This window comes from Flavobacterium sp. SP2, from assembly GCF_057626655.1.
Window position 1 is genome coordinate 88,818 of sequence record NZ_JBVHBT010000004.1, and the last position, 17,641, is coordinate 106,458.

Below are 17,641 nucleotides of genomic sequence, written 5' to 3' on the forward strand. Positions count from 1 at the left end.
AATTTTGCACCGCACGAAGCAACTAAAGTGCCTACTATGAACCCAACCTTTTCGAACCACAAACAAATTGGTACCGTAACCACTTTTGAAGAGCTTACAACTACAGCTTTTGTAGGCGAACGAAATGCTTTGTGCTGGCACCGCAATTTAGAAGGTGATTTTCATGAAATTGTAAACCAACTGCACTTGAAAGAAGCCATAACCGAAGTAACACCCAGCGACCTGTGGGCACTCCAACTATCCGAACAAGGGCAGCTTGCAAGAGCTACTATCCTAAACGATTTACAATTGTTAACCGATTGCGGTGCTGCTCCAGTGCTCAATTTACTGAACTATTACGAACGCGATACCGATTTTGATTTCATTACAACCGACGTCTATTCGTTTCATGTAGACCGTTCGCCCATAGCCACCGATACGTTTTTATGCACCTACCATGGCGCAGCAAGTGATCTTATTGCCAACGACCAAGCGGTGGCAAAAGTGCAAATTCCCGATATTAGAGCACAACTAAAAGCGCTCCACGGCGGACCAGAACCAGAATTCGAAGACTTTTTGAAAGAAAACTATTTCGATTTGCATTACCAAGCGGTACCCAACGCAGTACCAACCAATTTAGGCGTAGGACATCTTTGGCGCTTGGCTGTAGACCATCCGACCCAAAAGGCGTTGCCTTGCATTCATAGAGCGCCCCTTGAAACGGATGGTGTGTTGCGGTTGTTGTTGATTTGTTAGGGAATTCTAACCTAAATAATTATAACTAGACCCTATTGATAATGCACTCGAGTTTTTTGAGTTTACTGAAAGTGACCTCCTTATGGATGGGCGATTGCTACTGAATGATCCTATTATTTGTGTTAATCGGGTCAAAATTGTTGCTTATTTGAGTCGAATGCTGCATTACACTATTTGCACTTTAAGGAATGTACTTTACTAACTGGTATCCTTTGGGCGCTAGTTAGTTCGTAGCTTGTAAACTTCTTGTTGTTGTGTCTTGTAGTTGGTTGAAGAAGTTCTTATGTAGTCTTGTTTTTTATTTTATGTTGACCCTGCTGCGGATTGTTTCCTTACTAAATTATCCTCCGTTTATCCTTATTTGAACTGTGGTTTATTTCTATCTGGTACTTTCACCATCCATGCACTATCCATACACTATCCCTACACTATCCGTACATTATCCCTACAGTATCTCTAAAGTATCTCTACAGTATCTCTACAGTATCTCTACAGTATCCGTACATTAAGACCCGTCCAAAAATAACTATACAGATTAATAAATAAATCCTATTATAGTTATACCAATATAATTCTTAATCCTAAAAATACTATACAACTGTTTTTTCAGTGGTGGTGGTTTTGTGTTGCTAACCTCTTTAATTCGTTATTGGCTATTATTTGTGCGTTTTCTAGAAATTCGCCACAGCGTTTTGATAGTAGTTCGGTGTAGGTGAAGCTGTGGTAGTTGGTTTGTGCGTGTCGTAGTGTGTGGAAGTTTGTGGTTAGGAGTTTGTAGAGTAGTTGGTCTTCCTCTGTTTTTGTTGGGAAGTATTCTTCGGTGAGTGTGGTGAATGTGCTGCACAATTTGAAGAGGTAGGCGAGTGCATAGTGGTTGGGGTGGTAGCCTAGAAATACCTCAATTAGACCTAAGCAGATTTGCTCTACGGCTATGTGCTGCATGCTATGTTGTACGCATTCCAATCCTGAGACCTCAATTTGGTTTTCGGATTCTAGGAAGGTTTTGGCGATTCTTACGCGGTTGTTCCAGTATATTTCTGAGAGTTCTGGTTTTCTTGTTGGTTCTTTGTCTAGGTGCAGGTATGGTGGTTGGTTTTTGTTTATCCAAATTGGGGTCGTGTTGGTCATGATGTGGTGGAAGCACCATTTTTGGTTTGAAGTTAGTTGTCGCAATGAACTTGCTTTGTGGAGTAGGAGTGTTGCGTTGCAGTTTGGGACTGTGCCTGCAATGAGATCGGCTAGGTCGGCGGTGGCGTTGTTTTTGGTTTCTTCTGTAATTACTAATAAGAAGAGGTGTGTTTTAGCTGAAGCAACTGTATTTTCTTGATTGAACGCATTACTTATTATCTCATTTTCTGATTTGGTTGCAAAGCAGTAGATGGCGCTTGTTTTTATAAATTGTTTGATTACCTCAGCAGCTTGGTCTAGTACTGTGGCTACCTCTGGCATTGTATGGAAGTTTTTCATAATTTGGATTGTTACTTGTTAAACCTATTTGAAAAATGTATATTTTTGTGTTACTGTACTGCAAGTTACCTAGGGCATTTGCTGTATGAAACCAAAGAGAATTGTATTGTACTAAGAATCTTTGGTATTTTACCGACAACCACTATCCCAACTATTAATTACCTTTACATTATGAGCACAGCCACTAAACCCAGCCACTTAGGAAGAAAAATTAGCCGTATTAGAGAACTGCGCGGTATGAAGCAGGAAGCTCTTGCACAGGCTTTAGGAGTTAGCCAGCAAACTGTTAGTGCTCTTGAAAATAGTGAAACGATTGAGGAGCAAAAATTGGTTGAAGTTGCACAAGCTTTAGGCGTAACTATTGATGGAATTAAAAACTTTAGTGAGGAAGGAATGATTAACTATTTTAATAGTTTTAATGAGGCAGTTTCTAATAGCCATTTTGGAAATAATAATCACTGCACATTCAATCCATTAGATAAGCTTATTGAAGCTTATGAAGAAAATAAAAAGTTGTACGAAAGATTAGTACAAGCTGAAAAGGATAAGGTTGTTTATTTGGAGCAATTGAAGAAATAGTAATTCATAAAAAAGCCTTTCAAATGAAAGGCTTTTTTTAGTATTAAATACATTTTACCTTATTCAAAAAAAATGTTTAACATAGCGTTGTTCTTCTTAGAAGAATTTCATTAGAACATAACACATAGAAAAATATCATATTTTCTGTTGGAAATTCAGTAAAGTAATAGGGATCATAGCCATCGATATTAAATCCATTATTTTTTAACAATTCAACATCTTTTCCAATGCCACATCCAAAATCTAAAACTTTACCTTTTATCTTTTTTCGGTCAAGTAATATTCTAGCTGGATACAAAAGAGAAGTTCTTTCAATGGCAGTTAAGTGACTATTTATATTATCTATTATAATTCCCATTTTTCGTAACCTCTTGTTTCAATAAGATATTTTGAAGTATTTAAAAGTTGATTAAAAGCACTATTCTGCCAATTTCTTAAAGGATTGTTTCCTAAAAGCGTGATTTGAATTTCTTCTAAAAATCTTTGTTCTTCTGATTTTTGGATGATTTCCCAATAATATATTATAAGTTCTTTTTGTTTTTTAATTAATGATCCCGATGGAATTTTATCTCTTTTTTTATTATTGATTAAAGATTGGGCAGGAAGTAAGTTCCATAAGTCGTTATTTTTCCATATTGAAAATGGAATAGCATGGTCAACGTCATAGCTGCTGATTTTTTTTCCTGTCCATACACAGATTATTTCTCCATTTTCTTGTAGGATTGATTTATATAATTTCTTTGAATTTTTCACCTCTCTTTCTGTGATTGGATTTTTAAGTATTTCACTTATGACTTTTTCTGGATTTAATTTTTTTCCACTAGCACTTACTGAGAATTCAGCCCATTTGAACAGGATGTTATCTGTACCACTAATAAAGCTACCTAAAACTTTGAATGCTTCAAAATATTCTAATGGAATAGTAAAAGTACCGCAACTGTTTATTAGCCAGCTAGAATTTTGGATTGCTGTTTTTTTTAATAAGGAGTTGTTTTGATAATTATATATTGAATAACCCTGTTTATTAATTGAATTACCAATATACTGCATTGGATTTTTAACGATGTTGTTTTTTAATTCTTTAATTAGTTCATAGAATTCTCCATTGATTTCATCGCTAATCCCCTTAATTCGTAGATCATTATAAAAAGCTGATATTCCTCCAAATTTGTTGTAATAATTTATGATTTTTAGAAATTTACTTTGAAAAGCTATTTTTAAGTTTTCTCCATAAATTTGAGGAATAATTACATTGCTATCTAAAATAGGGTAATAGTATATCATCCATTTTTCGATAAGTAAGCCCAATGGAATTTCGACCACATTTTTTTTGATTACAATGTACGGTGAATTGTCTTGAATGATATCTATAGTACCTCGTAATAAAGCAAATTTATAGGTTGTTGATTTACTATCTCGTTCAATAATCTTACTGATATTAATAAATGTTTCATTCATAAATTAGTACTATATATAAATTATTAAAAAAATCCTGCATTAGATATTAAAAACGAAAAGTACTGATTAACAAAGTCAAATGGTATTTTTTCTTGTTCAAGTCTCCAATTGTTTGTCTTTAATAGATTGTAAAGTTTTATTTCACTATCGGTAAGATTTAGTACTGTTGTATCAGTGGTAGGTTTTCCTGAATCATTTTCAAAGTACTTTTCAAAGGTTGTCTTGTCCATTAAAACACTTTGAGTATGGTCGAAATACTTTCTAATTCTTGATAACATTTCAAATCCGTGAACATCAATGTCACCCCAATAAAGAACTTTTATGTCGTTTAACCATTTAGCTTTTTGAATATTTGTGACTGCATTGCCTTGTCCGTAAATTGCAATTGTTTTGTCCATTTTAGGCAAGGTCAAAGTTGTGAATAATGTAGTTTTATTTTCAACAATAAGAACTTGTTTTAAAGGAAGTTTAAGATTTTCAAATTGGCTAACAGGAATAGAAATGTCGTCAAGACTAGAGAAGAAAAATTGACTAATTTCTTTGTCTAATATTTTAAATCTAACTAAGGGTTCACGAAATTTTAAATTAAAACGTTTTTCAAATTCCTTTTCATTTGGGTTAATGTGGTTTTGAATAATTATATCCAATAGCTCAGCTATTATACTTTGATTAGATTCAATAAATTTAGTGTGAACATTTGCTGGTAATTCTCTGATGTAAAGATTTGGCTTTGGATAGTTTTTGAAATAGTTGCATACCTTTACAATGCTTTCCCATTTGGCATGATGCTGAATGATTTTAGTTGGATTTTTAATTATCCAATCTTTTAATTCTGGAAAATGAGTGTGAATCAGTTGCCAGTCATTAATGAAACTCTCAACTTCCTTTTCCTTACCCAAAAACTTTAAAAAGTCTTTTTCTGTATCGAAGTAAATAATTGTTGGAAGGCTTTGCATTCCAATTGTTTTTGTCCTTACTGTTTGATAGTCTATTGTAAAGCCAAATCCTTTCTTTTCCTTTGACTGATTTGCTAATGCCAATATATCGTTATGGAAATCGGCAATTGATGCTTTAGTGTAAGTTTTATCGCCTGGAATAACAATTCTTGAAAATGGGATTGCCTGAACAATTGCTTGCAGAAAGGAAAAGTATTTTCTTTCTGCCTTCGCTTTTATGTCATTCGGGCTAATCATTTATTGATGAAATTATTACGTTCCTCTTTGAACTGCTCAATTGGCATATCATAAAGCCAAGAATATTTTTCATCTTTTCTTTCTACAAAATGAACAAATGAAATTGCATCTTCAACAATGTGAATATTATCACTTGGAGTCACAACTAAAAGTTGCAAATGAAGTTGTTTACAAAGAGTAATTAGATAACGAGCTTTGTCCTCATCTTGTGCCTTAAATGCTTCATCAATTGCAATAAATCGGAAGGAATTTGTTTGTAAACCCTCTTTTGTAAGTCCGAATTGATATGCAATCGCAGAACCTAAAATCGTATAAGTCAGTTGTGCTTTTTCACCACCAGAAAGTTGTCCCATATTTTCATAGGTTTTGAATTTCTGATTGGTTTCCTTGTAAAACTCTTCTGCTTTATAACTATACCAAGAGCGAACTTCCATTACCTCATGTCGCCATTTCTCATTATTCAATTTCGTAATAAGCGGTTCAATGTTGGTGTAAAAGTGATCTTTCTTTCCATCAATTGTTGCTTCAATTTCTTTGAAATTTGGAATTGCCTTGTAAAGCAAATCCCTAAAGTTATCAACTAATTGATTTTTCCTTCTCTGTGAAATGAGTTGGATATAAGTAATTGGAGAATTTTTGAAATCAATTCCTTTCAGCGATTCATTTAAAAGGCGAATATTTTCCTTAATAGAATCTGACCAGTTTTCAAAAAACATTCTAAAATCTCCGATTTTTCGTAAAATGGTATCTTGTAAATATTCATTAAATTTCTTTTCAAACCTTGGTAAATCATCCGCTATCAATTTTTGATAGAAACTTTGGTATTCTTCAAGTAAATCAAGATTATTAGAATCAGGCAATCTGCTTACATCTGAACGCCAATCCTTGAATTTATCTGTTATCTCAATTGGTGGATTTTTAAATTCACTAATCAATTTGATTACCTTTCTTTCTTTACTTTCATTTGAATTTTCTAATTCTTTAAGTTTAGAAGCATTGATTTTTTGAAATTCCGTTTGCTCGTCTTTTATGTTTGCAAACTCTACCTTTTGCAGTTCTATATTCAATAATTCAAATTCAGAAGTGTCTTTATTACCAATAGAATCAAGTAGTTTTCGATTAAATTCTAAATCACCTATTATGCCTTTAATTACAACTTCTTCTAACTGAAATATTTCTTTATTTTTATTTTTAATGTCAGTATCGGTGAGTATTTTTAAAGACTCTCGAACTTTTGATAGTTGTTCTTGTAATGCTTTAACTCTGTCGTTTGTAGTCTCCAGTGCCTTCTTTGCATCTTCTTTTTCCTGAATTTGATTAGCATAATTTTGCCAGTCAATATCATCATATTTAGTGTATGTTGAGTATATGCTAAAGCAATCTTCTTTCAAACTCCCAAGTTCCTTAATTAGGATATTGATGGCTATTAATCCTTTCTTATTTGTTACTTGAGAAGTTTGAATTGTAATCAAGTCCTTTTTCAGATTCGCAATTTTCTCCTTATTGTCCCAACCTAAAACATAATTATCTCTCTTTGAAATATGTGGTCTGTCGTCTTTTTCGTGTTTCCCTTTCCCAAATTTGATTAACCCTTCCTTTGTTATTGCTCTCTCGTCATAGCGGTTGAATTCTGTTAATTCGTTTACACAAGCATAATTATATTGATTCGCAATAACATCTTCAAGCCAAGGTGTATATATATTTTTAGGCTTGCATTCGATTTTATTTACTAAGCTATTTTGTGAAATAGTTTTTGTTGTTAAGTTTCCTAATGATGTAAAGCCACGATACCTTTGGTAAATTATTCTACCACCAAGGTTGGTTTTGTTCACATACTCATTCACTTTTGAGTAGTATTTATCTGGAACAAGTAAGCGTAATGCAAAATTGTGTAAAATCTTTTCAATAGATAGTTCCCAGACTTTCTCTTCTTCACGAACTTTTATGAGTTCTCCAATGAATGGTATTTCCTCCCTCGTTGCTCCAACATAAGCAATAATATCTTCACGTATTTCAGCTTCCCTACCTGATATATTATTTTTGTTTTTCTGAAGTGCTTGAATTGTTGCAACTATTTCATCACTTTGAGAGATTAAACTATCTTCTTCGTTTTTGAGCTTCCTTTGGTTCTCTGTTTCAGCCTCAACTTTTAACTGATATTCATTCTTTTTATTCTTTGCGATTTCTCTGTTTTCTTTGAAAATATCAATACTTGGATTTGCAGAAAGTTCTATTCTTTTTGCTATAATATTGTATTCGTCAAGTTTTAACGTTCTTGCATCTTTGAGTTTTTCTAACCGTCCAATTTCTGTTTTAAGTTTTTCAATTTGATTTCCAACTTCATCAGTTTTTATTTGAACAGTTAAATCAGTCTCTTCTCCTTTAAGGTCGGTTTCTTTGGATTTAAGAGTTAATAATTCCTCATTTAGAATACCTAATTGGACATTACTCTTCGATAGTTCGAGTTCAAACAATACAACTGTCTTTCTTGCGAACCAATAAACCGCCATTTCTTTTGAAAGATTAAGCGTTTTAAGTTCACTTTGAATATTGGATAATTCTATTGCAATTTCATTTATTGGAGTTAATTGTTCAATTTGTTCTTTGGCTTTTTCGATATTTGTTTTAGCATCAATTAAGGTTTCAAAACTGGATTTTAGCTTGATGAATTTTTCCTCGGCATTTTCGTTGTCCTCTTTATACTCTTCGAGCATATTAGTTCTAATGAATTCATCTAAATCATCCAAAACCTTTACTCCAACAACCTGATTGAACAAACTCAATCCTTTTATTGACCGCATGCCAAAAACATTAGATATTCTTTCTCCATAAGAAGTTGGACCATCAAAAAATTCAACTTTCTTTTTGTTAGAATTGGAATTGTATGTTCTATCAAGTCGCTTTTTCCAGTTGCCCTTACCATCAAATTGGCTAAAATCTTTTTCAATATCCAAGGGCACGTATGCAATTCCAAAAGCCCTATTCAATTTACCATCGGAGGCAAACCATCTAACTTGAAAAAGCGTGATGGACTTTTGGTCGGTATTTGAAAACGATGCTAACAACACAGAATAGGTGTCCTTGCCTCTTAATGTTTGTGTTGTGATGCTTAATTCTCCTTCTCGTTGTATATTTCCATAATGCCCGCAAACGTAAGTTTCTTCGGTTCTGTCGCCCTTCTTTTCTACTCCTGATGATTGATTGTAAAAGCGGTCTTTCTTAACTGGAACAAGTAAGGTTAGCAATGCATCAATAAAAGTGCTTTTTCCAGAAGCGTTTGCACCTGTTAAAAGTGAATTATTTCCTTGTGGATTTATTCTAAATATTTTGTCGTGAAAAGTGCCCCAATTATAAACTTCCATATATTGAAGTCTAAATCCAGCCTTGTCTGAATTTGTGCTAAATAGACTCAACATTTTCTTGTAATTTTAATTTAAATTCTCGAAGAATGTCTAAAGTGACTTTCTCTTTAATTATTCTTTGGATTTGGTATTTCGTTTCGTTTTCCTTTTTACTCACTTCGGACAAATAACCCAACTTGACAATATTATTTATGTAACCATCTAACTCTTTCAAAAATTTAACTCTGTTAAATTTTTCGGTAAGGAATAATTCCACTTCTTCCTTTATTTCCAAGTCAGTAATGAATTTTTCAAAAACCTGAAATTGAGTAGGGTTACTGTCAAACTCTTCAAGGCTTTGTCTTAAAACAACTAATACAATTGATGTTTCAAAACCAATTTGCCTTCTTGTTACAAGCCCTAATGTATTGCCTTCGCTGACTTCAAACTGTTTTACGAATGCAAATCCTTCCTCTTTCTTAACAATTAGTTCTAAGCCAATTTGACTAATGTAATCTTGAATTTCAGTTTGATAATTTACAACATCATCCCAAACGTTTGAAGTGCGTTGAATTGAACCTTTGAGTAATTTTACAATTGCTTTTGAATATGGTTTTATATTTCTTTCTAAACTGCTCATTTGATCAAGATTATTTCAGGTATTAGAATTGTTTTTTTATTCTTAATATCAAATTCGATTCGTTGTTTTTTATCTGTGCTTATGGAATGTTTAAATTCTTTTACTACTCCAATATATCCAAACAGTTCAGGTAGTCCTTTTTCTATTCCTCCAAAATTCTCAATTACTTCAGCTATTGTCGTCTGAGATTTATCTCTAAGTACTTCTTTTATTTTTTTTCTTAGTATTTCCTTGTCAATTGCAGAAAGGTTAAATAATTTATTAAGATGGTTTGAATGCGAAATGTTTTCGTCTGCTAATTTTGGTTTCGTTTTATAGATAACTTCTTCGCTTTGCTCAAAAGTTAGTTTTCTCTCAAATGGGATATTTATTTCAATATCTATTTCAAGTTCAAAGGAAATGTCGGGTTTTATTTTTGCCTTGCTCAATTCAATTAAAGACTTTTTAATGTCTTGAATAATATTTTTTGTAATCTCTGATTTTGATGCTTCGTTTTCCCGAATTATCCTACTCAATTTTTCCGCCATCTTATCGTTGGCTTTTGATACTTTTTGACCAGACGAATGAAGATGTTTTCTCATTCCTCTTAAAAAGTAGTCCGTAATCTCAATCTCTTTTTCTTCGAGTGTCTTATATAATTCCTTTGTCAAGTTACCCCATTCTTCTTGTAATGCAGGTGTTAAAATGAAAGTGTAAAAGGCATAAAAACTTTTTCCTTGTTGACTGTTTTTTAATTCTTCAATTGCATCAAAAGTAAATTCAAGAATGTGACTTTTTGTTAAACTGCCCTCAGCGTGTTTGAGATAAATATCTTTCGTTATTTCTTTGAAATTGTCTTCAACTTCTTTAAAGTCAGAAAGTAATTCCTTAGCAGATTTAGTAAGCTGATTAAAACGAGGAACTATTTCAAAGTCCTGAAATACTTTTACATCTTCTCCGATTTTAATTCTCTGTATTTGTTGTTCTATTTCTAGTTTTTTTTCTTCAAGTAATTGTATTCGTTTTTCAATATCTTCATTGGTAAACTCAACAAGTTCTTTCAATTGACTAAAGATGTTTTTGAACTTTGATTCTGCTCCTACATATTCCTCTTTTTTGAGACTCGAAAGCCAGTCAAGTGTTTTGCTTGAATGTGACGAGAGTTCGAAAAATATTTCGCCTGATTCATCTTGGTAGTTTGTCAAAAAACCTTTGTTTGTCCATCTTTGAATATATTTTTTTGCTTTTATTTCAAAAGTGTCGGCAAATGTAATTTCTACATCTTCGTCAATTTCTACTTGCATAGATTCTAAATAGTCCGCAAGTTGGTTATGTATTTTTTCTGATGAAATTGTCCCTTGTTGATTTGAAAAAGTATTAACTAAAAATGTTATAATAACCTCTCTGTTCTTTTGTTTCAGAAGGTCAACACTAGGAGAGTTGTTAAGTATGTCTGCTATTTTTGAACTGTCAATCATTTGTTTTAGATATAATGTGACTAAATTAAATGTTTTGGTTAAAAGATAAATAGTCTCTTATTTTTTTAAAAACCATTTTTTATGCTTTAGTGCGCGGTATCGACTAATAAAAATACTTTCATTAAAATAAATTAATTTAGAAACTTATTTTCTAGACACATCATTAGTCTTCTTTGCTTGTTTTCCAAAATCATGATTACTCGAAGCGTTACCATATATTTCAGTAAAATGGGGTAGCATTTCTGCTACTACTTACTCATTTACCTTAGTGGTTGATACATTATCAAGATATAAAGGATTAATTAATTTCATGTCGATATAATCTTTTCCAAACCTACCAAATATAAATAACTTTAACAAGAATCATACAGGTAGTTTTACGTGTTTTTTCAAAGGTAAAAAAGCAATATCATACTATTTTACGGTTTTCCGCATTTTGATATATTTTTAAAAAAAATTAAGTTGTCAACTATATGTTTTACGTAGTTCTCTAAATAATTTAACTTTATGATTTTATATTTTACATTACCTGAAAATGGTTCTACAGTATCAATATGATATACATCATCAAGAAATTTTTCATTGTCGATAACATAAAGCATTTCTATATTGTTAGCTAAACATATTTTCAGTTTTAGATCATCTCTTTCTTTAATATTTTTAAATGAATTATTAGCCCATTTTTCTCCTTTTCCTGCAAAATCGACTGGTTTAAAATGTTGAAGTCCTTGACATTCAATTGCAATACAATGTTCTGGTAAATAAAAATCGAATGATTGCCTTCCTAACCATTTAAATTTTTTTTGCCTTTCATATTTTACATTTTGTTTATCCAAAATTGAAGCAAGCTCTCTTTCTAACTTAGATTCATTGCAAATAGGGCAGCCGCTTTTTTTAGATAAATGATTATTCGGAGTTACCTCAAAAACGCCATGTACTGAACAGATAAGACTTACATTTTTCTGTCCATTACTGTATTCTACTTTAGAATAATCATACTTCTCACCGAACAACTCTTTTGCTTTGTTAATAAAAAGCTCTTTACCCATTGATCTATCTTTCGCCATTTGGTCAAAGTTGCATTTAGAGCAGCCACCACCTTGTAAATGTTGGTTAGCAATTTGCGAAAATGTTCCATGAGTAGAGCAAATAATTGTTACTTTGTCAGTTGCATTAAAACACTGAACTTTAGAGTAATCAAATTTATTACCATGAATTATTTTTGCTTTTTCAATAAAATAGGTTATACTGTATTTCTGGATCTTTGCTTTAGCTATTTCTCTCCCACACTTCCTACAACCGCATTTAAGTCTTATATGATTTTGGGGTATTTGTTTAAACTCACCATGGAGAGGGCAGATAATAGAAATTTTAGTGCTTGTATTTTTCCATTCTACTTTAGAATAATCATATTTATTTTGATGTATTTCCTTAGCTTGTCTAAGAAATGATTCTAAGGTTGTTAATCTGTACTTTCCTCGTTTGTATTTCCTCGCACATTCTGGACATCCATTTCCAGATAGATGATTTGTTGGTGACTGATAAAACTCTCCGTGCTCTTGACAAATGATAGAGACTTTAGAATGGCTACCATTATATTCTACTTTAGAGTAATCAAATTTTTCACCATGTATTTTGATTGATTTTACAATAAATTCAGAAGTTCTATTTTGAATATTTTTACTCATCAGTTCAATTCAATATTATAATTATTTGTAACAGCTAGTTTCTCATTTAAAAAATGAACTGCTTTTTCAAAACAATTTAAAGGGTATATTAGATAAGACTTATAGTTTTTTTGAAAATTAGTCTAAAGACAAAAATATTAATTAGCTAATATATAAAATTATTAGGAAAATGAATTTTGTAAGCTTTACTCATTAGGGAAAAACGGGACAATATTGCAACTCCAAAAGAATCAAAAATCTGAAACACAACGTTTAGGAAACCCAATCACGGATGACTATTAGTCAAAAGATAATGCCAATGTTATTTAATTAAATGAAATTCAAAGATTAATAGATAAAAATTGTAATGAGGCAATTTTATTTTTTAGATAGTCATATTGTACAGGTTACAAAATCGATTTTTTGACAAAAAGAATTCCGAAAATTAGCACTTTTTTAGTTTGTATAAATTACGCTAAATGTACAAACACCCTAAATTTAGAAACACAAAGCCTGAATCACTGACTATTAACTTTTTTTGATTATTAATCTTCAGTAGTAATTATTGAAGTATTAACACAATTATTCTAAATTTATAGAAATAATTGAGACAAACTCTCCAACAATTCTCATTTGTGTTCCATTTTCCTCATTTATAAAAATATCCTTGTAAGAACTATCAAATGAATTTGGTCTTAAAACAATTGAAGTGTGTTTCCAACCTTCTTCGGTTACATTTTTTTCACTTGAGTATGTTTTAATTGTAAAAGCAGAATTGAAATCTTGATCTAGAATGTCAAAATTTTCAACTAAAACTATCTTTCCATTTCTACTTCCACCAGCGTATGTTTTGAATAAACAAATCGAGCCATTTGGAATTGTTTTGTTCATTGATTCTCCAATAATTTTACAAGCAAAATAACTGCTATCTTGTTTGATGTTTTTAGGTGCTTCAATTAAAGTAAAATCTTTTTCTGACTGCATTTCACTAAAGGTACCAGCAGCTGCATAAAAATTATATAATGGTATTGGGTTTAATAATAATGGTTCAGAATTTATTGTGTTTTGAACTTGAACAATGCCGTCTTTCATTTTTGTCTTTTTATCTTTAACAATGACATTTTCGTCCAAATAGTTGTACATTGAAGTAGAAACAGGACTTGTCAAACTGAAACGAATTTTTACAACTGAGACCTGTTTGCCACTATCACTACCCATAGTGGTTTCTTCAATTTGATTCAAATTAGGGTTTACTTCACCCATGTAATAAAAATCCATTCCTTCATCATAATTTTTTTTGATAAAGAGAGGAAGTCTAATTGCTCCATTTTTGCCTAAAATAGATTGAACATCCTTACTATTTATCTTTCTATTTGATTTAGACATCCAATCAAATTCTTTAGTATTTACAAATTTATCTTCATATTTTGTAGATTCTGATATATCTTCTTCTTTATGATAGTTAACAAAAATAGGACAATGACTATTATCTTTACTAACAAGGTAACCACCTACGTTTTGCGCTACAGGATTTTCAGTAACATTCAATATTCTAAATACATCTTTACGTGAGTATTTGCGATAAAGTATAAATCCATCCTGCCAATTTTCAGGCACAAATTGTCTGTTAAATTCATGAATAGAGTAATTAGTTGAATCAGCTAGAAATGTTTTAAAAGTTTCTTGTTTCAAATAGGAAAGAAATATATTTGAAAACACAAAATATTCATTTTCTAATTTTATAATATCTAAATTGTAAATTTCTTTTACTGAAAGTAATTTTTTTTCTTTTTTCTCTCTAATAAACTCAAAATTTAAATTAGAAACACAAGATTTAATTGTTTCATCAGAAATTGAATATTTAAATTTTTTTAAAACTTCTTGTTTTAAATCTTTTATAGATAGTTTACCATATTCAATTAATAGTTTTATAATTAAACTTTCTTCAACCCTTTTAGAATTATTTATTTCCTTTGAAAATAATTCTAATAGTTTAATTTGTTTTGTAGATAAATCAGATTTAAATTGTTTTTCAACTTTAATAATGAAATTATAAAATGAATCTGCATAATTTACATATAAAAATGGATCTCTAGAACCATGTTCAATAAAATCCATCATCAGTGGAATTCTACCAAGCTTGTATTTCAAAAGATTATAATCATTCTTTAAATCAGCAAACAATTGCATGTTAGCAGAATCAATAGATTGGAATATTTTTTCTTTTGTAATCTCATCAAAATTGATTGTCGAAGCGCCAGGAATCATTCTACTACCTTCTGTAATTAACTTTCTTAAAGTATCCTTATTGTAAGAAGTATCACCATATAATGCAACAGGAATTAGATAATTATTTTCATAATTTCCAATAAAGTCGATAACAGTTACATAACTTTTTCCATCAACTTTTCTTAACCCTCTACCTAACTGCTGGATAAAAATAATTGCAGAATCTGTAGGACGGAGCATAATAATCTGATTGATTTTTGGAATATCAATTCCTTCGTTGAAAATGTCAACTGTAAAAATATAATCAAGTTTTTCACTTAGATTATCAGTCTCTAATTTTTCAATAGATTTAGCTCTTTCATCCTCAGTGCTATCTCCAGTTAATGCAACTGTTTTAAACCCTTTCAAATTGAATAATGCAGATAATTCAATTGCTTCTTTTTTTCTTGAACAAAATATTAAGCCTCTAGTTATTCCATTGTCACTTCCATAAAAAGATGCTTGCTCAATTATTCTGTTAACTCTTTCACTTGATATTAATAAATTAAAATCTGATTTATTGTCAATCTCTTTATTATCAATTAATAAATCAGTTACTCCATAGTAATGAAATGTGCTTAACATTTCTTCCTCCATTGCTCTATTTAATCTAATCTCATAGGCAATATTATGATCGAATAATTGAAAAATATCATTTCCATCAGTTCTTTCAGGTGTAGCGGTCATTCCTAAAAGAAATTTAGGTTCAAAATAATCTAATAAACGTAAATAAGAGTCCGCACCAGACCTATGAGTTTCATCAATGATTATATAATCAAAGTGTTCTTTTGAGAAGTTTTCTAAGTGTGTTGATTTTGAAATTGTTTGTATTGTTGAAAAAACAAAATCACAATCTAAATCTCTTTTTTCACCAGAGTAAAGCCCCATAGTTTTATTTTTTCCAAAAACTTTTTGAAATGTTTTTAAAGAGTCTTTTGCAATTCTTAATCTATGTACAACAAATAATAATTTCTTAGGTTTGAAAGCTTTTGCATCAAAAGCCGAAAGATAAGTTTTACCTGTACCTGTAGCAGAAATAATTAAAGCTTTATTCTTTTTATCTTCTCGTAATTTTTTTAAATTTTCCAGTGCTTCTATTTGCATTGAATTTGGAGTAATTATTGTTTGAGAAGCAATAAAACTATTATTAAAGTTTTCCTTATTTAGTAGAAATTGATTCTGATAAATTTCTTTGTAATGCAATAAAAAATCATTCGTTACAGGTGTAGCTTTCTTAAAATCTGATTGAAATTCATTGATTACTTTTTCAACAATGCCACTATCATCTAATGCAGAGACTTTAATATTCCATTCTTTATTTGTTGATAAGGCACTATCCGTTAAGTTACTACTTCCAATAATTAGATTGTAATGTTCTTTGTTTTTAAAGATATATCCTTTAGCATGAGCGTTTCCGATTGTAGTAATTCTTAAGTCTATGTTTTTGAATTGTAATAATCTCTTAAGTGCTTCAGGTTGAGTAAAGTTTAAGTATTGAGAAACTAAAATTTCGCCTTTTATACCGCGATTTTCTAATTCTTTTAATTTGTTGATAATAGTAGCGACACCACTCGTAGTAACAAATGCTACAGATATATAAAAATAATTACAATTTTCAAGCTCGTGTAGTATAGTTGAAAGAATTTTTTTGGGTGGATTCTTTTGATTTATAAGCAATTCAGGTTGAAATGCAACGTCAGATATATTATTTTTATCAATAAAACCAGTCTGTAAGCTAGAATTAAATATTTTAATTAACTTATCCATTCATTATTAATTTTTCCATTATTGGTACATCAGCAGCAGCCCAGTCTAAGTTTATTAATTCTTCTTTTTTCAACCATTGAAAGTTAATATGCTCTGTCAATGTCAGTTCTTTATTTTCACACTCACAAATAAAGCTATGCATCGTTAAATGAAAATCAGGATATTGATAATTTACAGTCATAAACTCATCCTTAACTTTAATCTTCATTTTTAATTCTTCAAATATTTCTCTTTTAATTGTTTGCTCTTTCGTTTCGCCAATTTCCATTTTACCACCAGGAAATTCATATTTTTTAGAAATGTAGTCTAATTTATTAAGTCCTCTTTGGACACATAATATTTTATCCTCATGAAATATAATTGCTGCAACAACCTCAATCTTTTTCATTAATTTTATTTTTGAGAGTTAACTTTTACTTTTTTTATTTAAATCGTTAGAGAATTAATTAAAATCTCCCGCAGTCCCAAACTTATAAATAATACATCAGACAAAAAAATATTATAAAGTTGAAAATTCTTAATAATTCTGTCAAATGGATAGTATGTTTCTACATCTAAAAAGTAACAAATGTAAATTCTTTAAATAAATTTACTTTACGGTTTTCCGCATTTTGGTGTTATTTATTAAAAAAGTTATGATTTCAAGAAAAAATAGGTATAGTAGAGTACAAAATTTTACTCTTTCTAAAGGTGAAGAACGATAGAAATCATTTGAAAAAGGAAAGTGTACCTAAGAATTTTTCATGTAAGAGATAACTTGTTTTTTCAAAACTTTGGTGGATTGCAGCTACTAACAATAGCTTTTAACTTTTTTTGTTTAATAGTTCTCGATTAGCTTCGCTCAGTTCGGCAAGCCTCGGGTCAATTTTTAAAAGTAAAAAGTAGCCTTTTTTCTTTTAAAAATCACTCGAAGTGACGGTAGTAGTGTAAAGAAGGATAGTGCATCAAAGTTCTCGATATAATTTTACATTTTAAAAACTATCGTTTTTAAAGCATAAAATCACTCGAAGTGACGGTAGTAGTAAAAAGAAATTTAGTGCACAAAAGTTCTCGATTAGCTTCGCTCAGT

12 protein-coding genes are annotated in these 17,641 nt (G+C 30.6%); 2 read left to right on the forward strand and 10 right to left on the reverse strand.

What is annotated here, in order from left to right; all coding sequences use genetic code 11:
• The first annotated feature begins 36 nt into the window (after nucleotides 1-36).
• Entirely contained in the window at nucleotides 37-735 is a 699-nt protein-coding gene (locus ACZ098_RS09865) for a DUF1826 domain-containing protein (protein ID WP_487311596.1), read from the forward strand.
• Between the two features lie 606 nt (nucleotides 736-1,341).
• Here the strand turns inward: ACZ098_RS09865 and ACZ098_RS09870 are convergent.
• The gene (locus ACZ098_RS09870) at nucleotides 1,342-2,202 is read right to left on the reverse strand and encodes a hypothetical protein (RefSeq protein WP_487311597.1); all 861 of its coding nucleotides are present in this window, start codon (nucleotides 2,200-2,202) and stop codon (nucleotides 1,342-1,344) included.
• A 171-nt stretch (nucleotides 2,203-2,373) separates the two neighbouring features.
• On the opposite strand from ACZ098_RS09870, the gene ACZ098_RS09875 reads away from it, so the two are divergent.
• On the forward strand, nucleotides 2,374-2,781 hold the full coding sequence (locus ACZ098_RS09875; RefSeq protein WP_487311598.1) for a helix-turn-helix domain-containing protein: 408 nt from the start codon (nucleotides 2,374-2,376) through the stop codon (nucleotides 2,779-2,781).
• A 76-nt stretch (nucleotides 2,782-2,857) separates the two neighbouring features.
• Here ACZ098_RS09875 and ACZ098_RS09880 read toward each other — a convergent pair whose 3' ends face one another.
• The 9 genes from ACZ098_RS09880 to ACZ098_RS09920 form a co-directional block, all read right to left on the reverse strand.
• Nucleotides 2,858-3,139, reverse strand: a complete 282-nt coding sequence (locus tag ACZ098_RS09880; protein WP_487311599.1) for a methyltransferase domain-containing protein — start codon at nucleotides 3,137-3,139, stop codon at nucleotides 2,858-2,860.
• Entirely contained in the window at nucleotides 3,127-4,239 is a 1,113-nt protein-coding gene (locus ACZ098_RS09885; RefSeq protein WP_487311600.1) for an HNH endonuclease domain-containing protein, read from the reverse strand. The genes ACZ098_RS09880 and ACZ098_RS09885 overlap by 13 nt, the downstream gene beginning before the upstream one ends.
• A gap of 23 nt (nucleotides 4,240-4,262) precedes the next feature.
• Complete coding sequence (locus tag ACZ098_RS09890) at nucleotides 4,263-5,432, reverse strand: Wadjet anti-phage system protein JetD domain-containing protein (RefSeq protein WP_487311601.1); 1,170 nt, start codon at nucleotides 5,430-5,432, stop codon at nucleotides 4,263-4,265.
• Complete coding sequence (locus ACZ098_RS09895) at nucleotides 5,429-8,848, reverse strand: ATP-binding protein (RefSeq protein WP_487311602.1); 3,420 nt, start codon at nucleotides 8,846-8,848, stop codon at nucleotides 5,429-5,431. Before ACZ098_RS09895 ends, ACZ098_RS09890 begins: the two co-directional genes overlap by 4 nt.
• Nucleotides 8,832-9,413 carry a DUF4194 domain-containing protein gene (locus ACZ098_RS09900; RefSeq protein WP_487311603.1) on the reverse strand — a complete coding sequence of 194 codons (582 nt, stop codon included), beginning with the start codon at nucleotides 9,411-9,413 and terminating at the stop codon, nucleotides 8,832-8,834. Before ACZ098_RS09900 ends, ACZ098_RS09895 begins: the two co-directional genes overlap by 17 nt.
• On the reverse strand, nucleotides 9,410-10,870 hold the full coding sequence (locus ACZ098_RS09905; RefSeq protein ID WP_487311604.1) for a DUF3375 domain-containing protein: 1,461 nt from the start codon (nucleotides 10,868-10,870) through the stop codon (nucleotides 9,410-9,412). The genes ACZ098_RS09900 and ACZ098_RS09905 overlap by 4 nt, the downstream gene beginning before the upstream one ends.
• A 419-nt stretch (nucleotides 10,871-11,289) precedes the next feature.
• Entirely contained in the window at nucleotides 11,290-12,558 is a 1,269-nt protein-coding gene (locus tag ACZ098_RS09910) for a DUF723 domain-containing protein (protein ID WP_487311605.1), read from the reverse strand.
• A gap of 561 nt (nucleotides 12,559-13,119) precedes the next feature.
• Entirely contained in the window at nucleotides 13,120-16,572 is a 3,453-nt protein-coding gene (locus ACZ098_RS09915; protein ID WP_487311606.1) for a DUF3427 domain-containing protein, read from the reverse strand.
• Nucleotides 16,565-16,960 carry a (deoxy)nucleoside triphosphate pyrophosphohydrolase gene (locus ACZ098_RS09920; RefSeq protein ID WP_487311607.1) on the reverse strand — a complete coding sequence of 132 codons (396 nt, stop codon included), beginning with the start codon at nucleotides 16,958-16,960 and terminating at the stop codon, nucleotides 16,565-16,567. The genes ACZ098_RS09915 and ACZ098_RS09920 overlap by 8 nt, the downstream gene beginning before the upstream one ends.
• Nucleotides 16,961-17,641: the final 681 nt, after the last annotated feature.